Here is a 5,297-nt window from a genome sequence, read left to right on the forward strand (position 1 = left end):
ACTAGCTAATCCGAAAAAATATGGGACAAGATAAGGATTCCATCTTGTGCTTACCATTTTATCAGCATATGCTGACGAAATGGTGCGTTCAAGCAGAATGCTTGAACGAGAAACAATGAGTAAAAACCTCATTTAAGCGACTTTTTTCTATTGGCTTCGCCGACTTTCAGGTCTTGAACAACTTCTTTAACTAGCTCACAACAGCCATTCCTATTTCATAAAGCTGTCTTTTTATTTTGCTTTGTGGAGCGTCTTCATTATCTACACTTTTGATAAGCCAAACAACATCCTTTACCATATCATTAAGGTTTTCTAAAGTTATTTTTTGAGGACTTGCTACAAAATCCTTTACAAAAAAGTCTGTTAGCTCCTTTGCATTTTTGATAGTGTGTGTTATTGCTGGATGAAGTTCTGTATCTAAATTTTGTATTACTTCTTCTATATTTGGTTTCAAAAGAAAAGAAACAGGAAGTTTGTATAAGCTACTTTTTTCCTCTTCTACCTTCAAAAATACACAAAATGGTTGCTTCTCTCCTTCTGAAGAAATAATATTAAATTCTTTTCGTGCTTCTTCGAAAGTGTTTGCATCAAAAAATATAGCTACTTTTTCCTTATTCTGATAGCTTGTATCTACTAGCTCACCTTGCAATTTTTTTAATAATTGTCGGAAAAAATAAGGTCTTTTGGCAGTATGTACCCTACAATTTAATGATTGATAAATAAGATAAGTCATAAAATCAGTAGGAGAAAAACCTATTTCAGCAGCCTGACGGAAAATAAGCGAAGTAGGCGACATACCGGGCAGCGTATTGATGTCTATGATTTCTATTGTATCTTCATCTGTATAAAAACCATCTATTCTTGCACAAGCATCAAATTTAAAGGTTTGGAAAATAGATTTGCAACGCTCTTGAATTTTGATAATTTTATCTGTTGGAATGTCTATCGGAATACGTTTTTGGCTTGCGTTGGGCAAATATTTTGCTTCAAAATCATATACTTTTGTTGTTGTTATGATTTCGGTAGGAGGTAAGGCAACGGCATTTAAGTTTTCATCTTGAATTACACCACAAGAGAACTCTTTTCCAGACAAGTGTTGCTCAAAAAGAACCATATCTTCACTTTCAAAAGAAAATAGCATAGCATCTTCATCAGAATAAGAAAAGAAATCGTTGAGCTTTTCAATGAGCTTGATAGGCGAATAAATAATCTGTTCTCCTAAATTGCCTCCTAAAAGTGAGCGTTCTTCAAAAACTACAGGCAAACCAATGCCTTTTTCCAAACTCATCAATACATTTATGTATTCTTTTCTTTGAGGCATAGAAAGTCCAGTCCACTCTTGCTTAGAAATCTGACGAGCAAAAAGCGAACTATTTACAGCCTTTATAAATTCTTGCAAATTATCTGCTTTCAAAATAGAAACGCCAATAGAAGAACCTTGATAAGGAGCTTTAATTACGATAGGAAGACCTAATTTTGCTTTTAGTCCTTCAAAAACTTCTTCTTGATTACATTTGCGCCAATCGTCTTTACGCATCATGTGATACTTTCTAGCATCTCCAAGAATTAATTTTTCATTAATAACTTGTTGTAAGTGCTTATCAATGGAAAACGAAGAGGGAAAAATACCACAACCCGAATAGGGAATTTGTAACCACTCAAAAAGTCCTTGCAGCATTCCATCTTCTGCAAATGTGCCATGCAACATCAAGAGAGCAAAATCTACGTAGTCTGATAGGCTTTCGGTAGGAATAGGTGTCCCTATCTCTTCCATTATTTTTCGATGCTTTTCGTTAGTTAGCTCTTCAAGTGTTTCGATATAGACAGGCGAAAACTCATCGTATTCTTCTGGGATAGAATCTTGTGTAGGATAAAAATGTGAAATGGCTTTATGTTGGAAATGAACAGGATTAATTTTGATAAACTTTCCTAAGCTATCTATCAAAATATATACAGGTTCAAAAAGCGAATGATTTATAATTTGAGAAACTGTTTTTGCTCCTGCAAAGGAAATTTCACGTTCACGAGAAACTCCACCAAAGAAAATACCTATTTTTATCATGAGTAGTAAGTTATTACGATAATGAAAAATTTTACTTCTTGAATCAGCAAAGCAAATATAAATCAATTACCACTTTATTCTACTAGGTTCTGAAAATTATTTTTTCTCTTCTTCGTCTTTCTCTTGATTCTGTTCTCTTTCTGCTTCTAGCTCTGCAATTACTTTTCTGAGTTCAATTTCTTTTGCTTCAGCTTCCTCTAGCATTTTACCTATGAGTCTTTCCTTTCGCTCCATTTCCTCTTGCGTGGCTTGCAGCTCTTCTAAATTTTGTCTCATTTCTTCTTCTTGTGCCGAAACAGCTTCTCTTTGCATTTGAGCTTCTTCCAAAAGTTTACGTGTACGTGTCGTATTCAAGACTGAAATAATAGAAGAGGTAATATTTTCACAGACTTTCTCTACAAATTCTATTTCATAATTTTCTAGTTTTTTGAAAGCTGCAAGTTCCAAAATTCCAATATTTTCTTCTGAGAGCTTCAAAGGAACAAAGAGCAATGAAACAGGTTTTGCTTTTCCTAAAGCCGAGCTGATATGCAAATAATCGTTGGGAAGGTTCTCTAAGTACAGCGTTCTGTTTTCTTGATAGGTTTCTCCGATAAGTCCTTCGCCTACTCGTATAGTGTTTTTTCTGTTTTTAAGCGAATCATAAGCAAACCACGCCTTGAGTTCTAGTTCTTTTTCAGAATGAATATCTTGAGTAATGAGATACAAATTAGCTTGTGCCACACCAAGATATTTGACCAATTCGCTTACAAAAACTTGTGTGAGTTCGTCTATGTTTTCATCAAAATCTCTTAGTATTTTGGCAAAATGTGCCTCTCCTGTGATTGCCCAATTGAGTTGGTCGTCTTTTTCTGCAATCATTTTCAAACTATCACGCATATTGATAAATGCCTGTCCTACTTCTCCATTTTCATTAAAAGGAATTTCTTTTGTATCAAACCTTTCTGCTCCCACGTCTTTAGCAAAAACTTTCAAACGTTCCATATCTTGCGCCAAATGATTTAGTGCCGTCTCAATAGGTGTAACCTCATCATTATCATCTACTTTTATTTTGTTTGATAAATTGCCTTTTGCAATCTGACGAAGTGAGTTTTTGATAACATGAAGACGCAGCAGCAACTTATGATTAATAGAATAGGCAAGCCAAATACAAATAATAGTCAGAATAATCATCCAACCAGGCAAAACAATTACCCAAAGGTTTTGTGTGTGAAAATGAATAGCAGCTTTTGCCCTGTCAATTTCTTCATTCTGAATATTGATAATGAGTTCTAAAACGGCACGTACATCGTCTGTTAAGAGTTCTAGCTGGTCGACTTGGCGCACTCGCTCGGCTTTCGAATCTTCTTTGAGGTCAGCATTTCTAGCAAAATATTTTTGTTCTACGTTATTTTGTTCTTTTCTCAAACGGTTTGCCTTTGTCCGAACATCATAAACTAGCGAAATAACAGCTTCGTTGCGCCACTGGTCAGTATAATTACTAAGTGCAGCCAAAGCTACCTCACAGTCTTTCCAAACAGTTTCTCTTTCGTTTCTATATTCTTCTTCGCTTGTGGCAAGATAAATGGCTGTCAGACTGGTACTACTACTGATACAGTCTTCAATTACTTTCGAATAATACTGTGTTGGGGCAGTATTGTCTATGATATGATTGTATTGAGAGATAACTTGACTATTGATATACCACCACGTTCCGACAAGTGTCAGTGTTGCCAAAACACCCATCAGCGTAATGCCCATCGTGATTTTACCACGAAAATTTTGTGGCGACAAGTAAAGTAAAATAAGATTTCGTTTTTTCATTAAAAAAAACCTTTTGTATTGTGTCTAAACTTTAGACTATGTTGCTGTTGTTCTTTTTTAAAAAATTAAGGTAAGATACTTTTTTTTATTGAATTTTGAAGGGAATTTTTTAAATTTCTCTTTAGGTATAGTTATTTGTAATTTATTCAATAGTAATAATGATTTTAGCAGAAGACCCAATTTTTGAAACATTACAAGGCTGTTATGGTGAATATAATCCTATTCCAAATCTAAAAAAATTAGAAGAGAATAGTGATAATGAGAAGGTTCGTAAAGAAATTCTGAATGACTTTTTAGATAATCTTTATCACCAAGGCAGTGTGTACTTAGTATCTTTCCTAACTCTTCCTTTGCTCATTCGCTTGGCTATCAAGAAAAATTTATCTGATTTAGAAATCATAACTTTAGTAGGTTTTATAGAAATGGCTCGTTCTGATAATAATGTTGAAATACCTACAAAATACTTAGCTGATTATGAGAGGGAAATAAAAAATGTTACGCTGATAGCACACACAAATAAAGATTGGGATTACTCTTATACTCTGATTTCGACGATGGCAATAACAGCAGCTAATGGACAAAAAGATTTTGCAGACTCTATTTTTTATTTTGATAGAAAGGATACGAAATTTTTACGTGCTGTTGCTACTAATAAGGAGTATATAGAAGATGTTTTGCTACAAGCAAATATGATAGACACTAAAACTAGAGACAAAAATCAATTAAATTTATTTTAATTCTTTTAAGGAGCATTTTATTTAGTAAATTAGGCAAGAACTCCATTTATTTCTTATCTTTTCTATGAACATCCAATATTTTTCTAGTCTATTTTTATTATTGCTTTTTTTGTTGGCAACTTCCTGCAAACCAGATAAGATGAACGAACCTCCAAAAGATTTGGAAAAGTTTATCAAGCGAAATGTTTTTCATTCTGATACAGCTCTACAAAGAATGTATGATGCTGCCAATCAAAGAGATGCCAAAACGGTAGCGACCTTCTTCTCACATACAGAAGAAAAGTACAGAAAACATGCAGCTCTAACCTTTGCTTCTTTGCAAGACAGTAGTTTTCTGATGCCTTTGTCAGAATTATTAACAGATAAAAAGGCTTCTGTTCGTATGGCAGCAGCTACAGCGATAGGTCAGCTTTGGGCAACAAGTAGCGAAAACGTATTAATAGAAAAAATAAAAGAGCTTCAAGCAGACGGAAGTTATGATGCAAATGTGCAACAACGCCTTTTAGAAGCTGTTGGAAAAAGTGCAACTGAAAAAGGATTGGCATTTCTATCTTCAAAAAATTATGAGAATGACACGCTAAGAGTTGGGCAAGCCCTAGGAATTTATCGTGCAGCAACAAAACCCAAAACAGAAGAACGCATTATTTCAGATTCTGCCACACTGCTTATGCTTGATTTTTTGACTCCTCCGAAGC

At 34.3% G+C, this 5,297-nt stretch carries 4 protein-coding genes; 2 read left to right on the top strand and 2 right to left on the bottom strand.

Going from position 1 to position 5,297, the window contains the following annotated elements; genetic code table 11:
• Positions 1–190: 190 nt before the first annotated feature.
• Together QZ659_RS19970 and QZ659_RS19975 are read right to left on the bottom strand one after the other, a co-directional pair.
• On the bottom strand, positions 191–2,062 hold the full coding sequence (locus QZ659_RS19970; RefSeq protein WP_291728775.1) for a D-alanine--D-alanine ligase: 1,872 nt from the start codon (positions 2,060–2,062) through the stop codon (positions 191–193).
• Between the two features lie 96 nt (positions 2,063–2,158).
• Positions 2,159–3,865 (bottom strand): GAF domain-containing protein, encoded by a 1,707-nt coding sequence (locus QZ659_RS19975; protein WP_291728777.1) that lies wholly within the window; start codon positions 3,863–3,865, stop codon positions 2,159–2,161.
• A 158-nt stretch (positions 3,866–4,023) separates the two neighbouring features.
• On the opposite strand from QZ659_RS19975, the gene QZ659_RS19980 reads away from it, so the two are divergent.
• Both QZ659_RS19980 and QZ659_RS19985 read left to right on the top strand, forming a co-directional pair.
• Positions 4,024–4,602, top strand: a complete 579-nt coding sequence (locus QZ659_RS19980) for a hypothetical protein (protein WP_291728779.1) — start codon at positions 4,024–4,026, stop codon at positions 4,600–4,602.
• A 64-nt stretch (positions 4,603–4,666) separates the two neighbouring features.
• On the top strand, positions 4,667–5,297 hold a 631-nt coding region (locus tag QZ659_RS19985; protein WP_291728781.1), incomplete at its 3' end, for a HEAT repeat domain-containing protein.

Origin of the sequence: Bernardetia sp. (assembly GCF_020630935.1) — a bacterium.
Lineage (GTDB): Bacteria > Bacteroidota > Bacteroidia > Cytophagales > Bernardetiaceae > Bernardetia.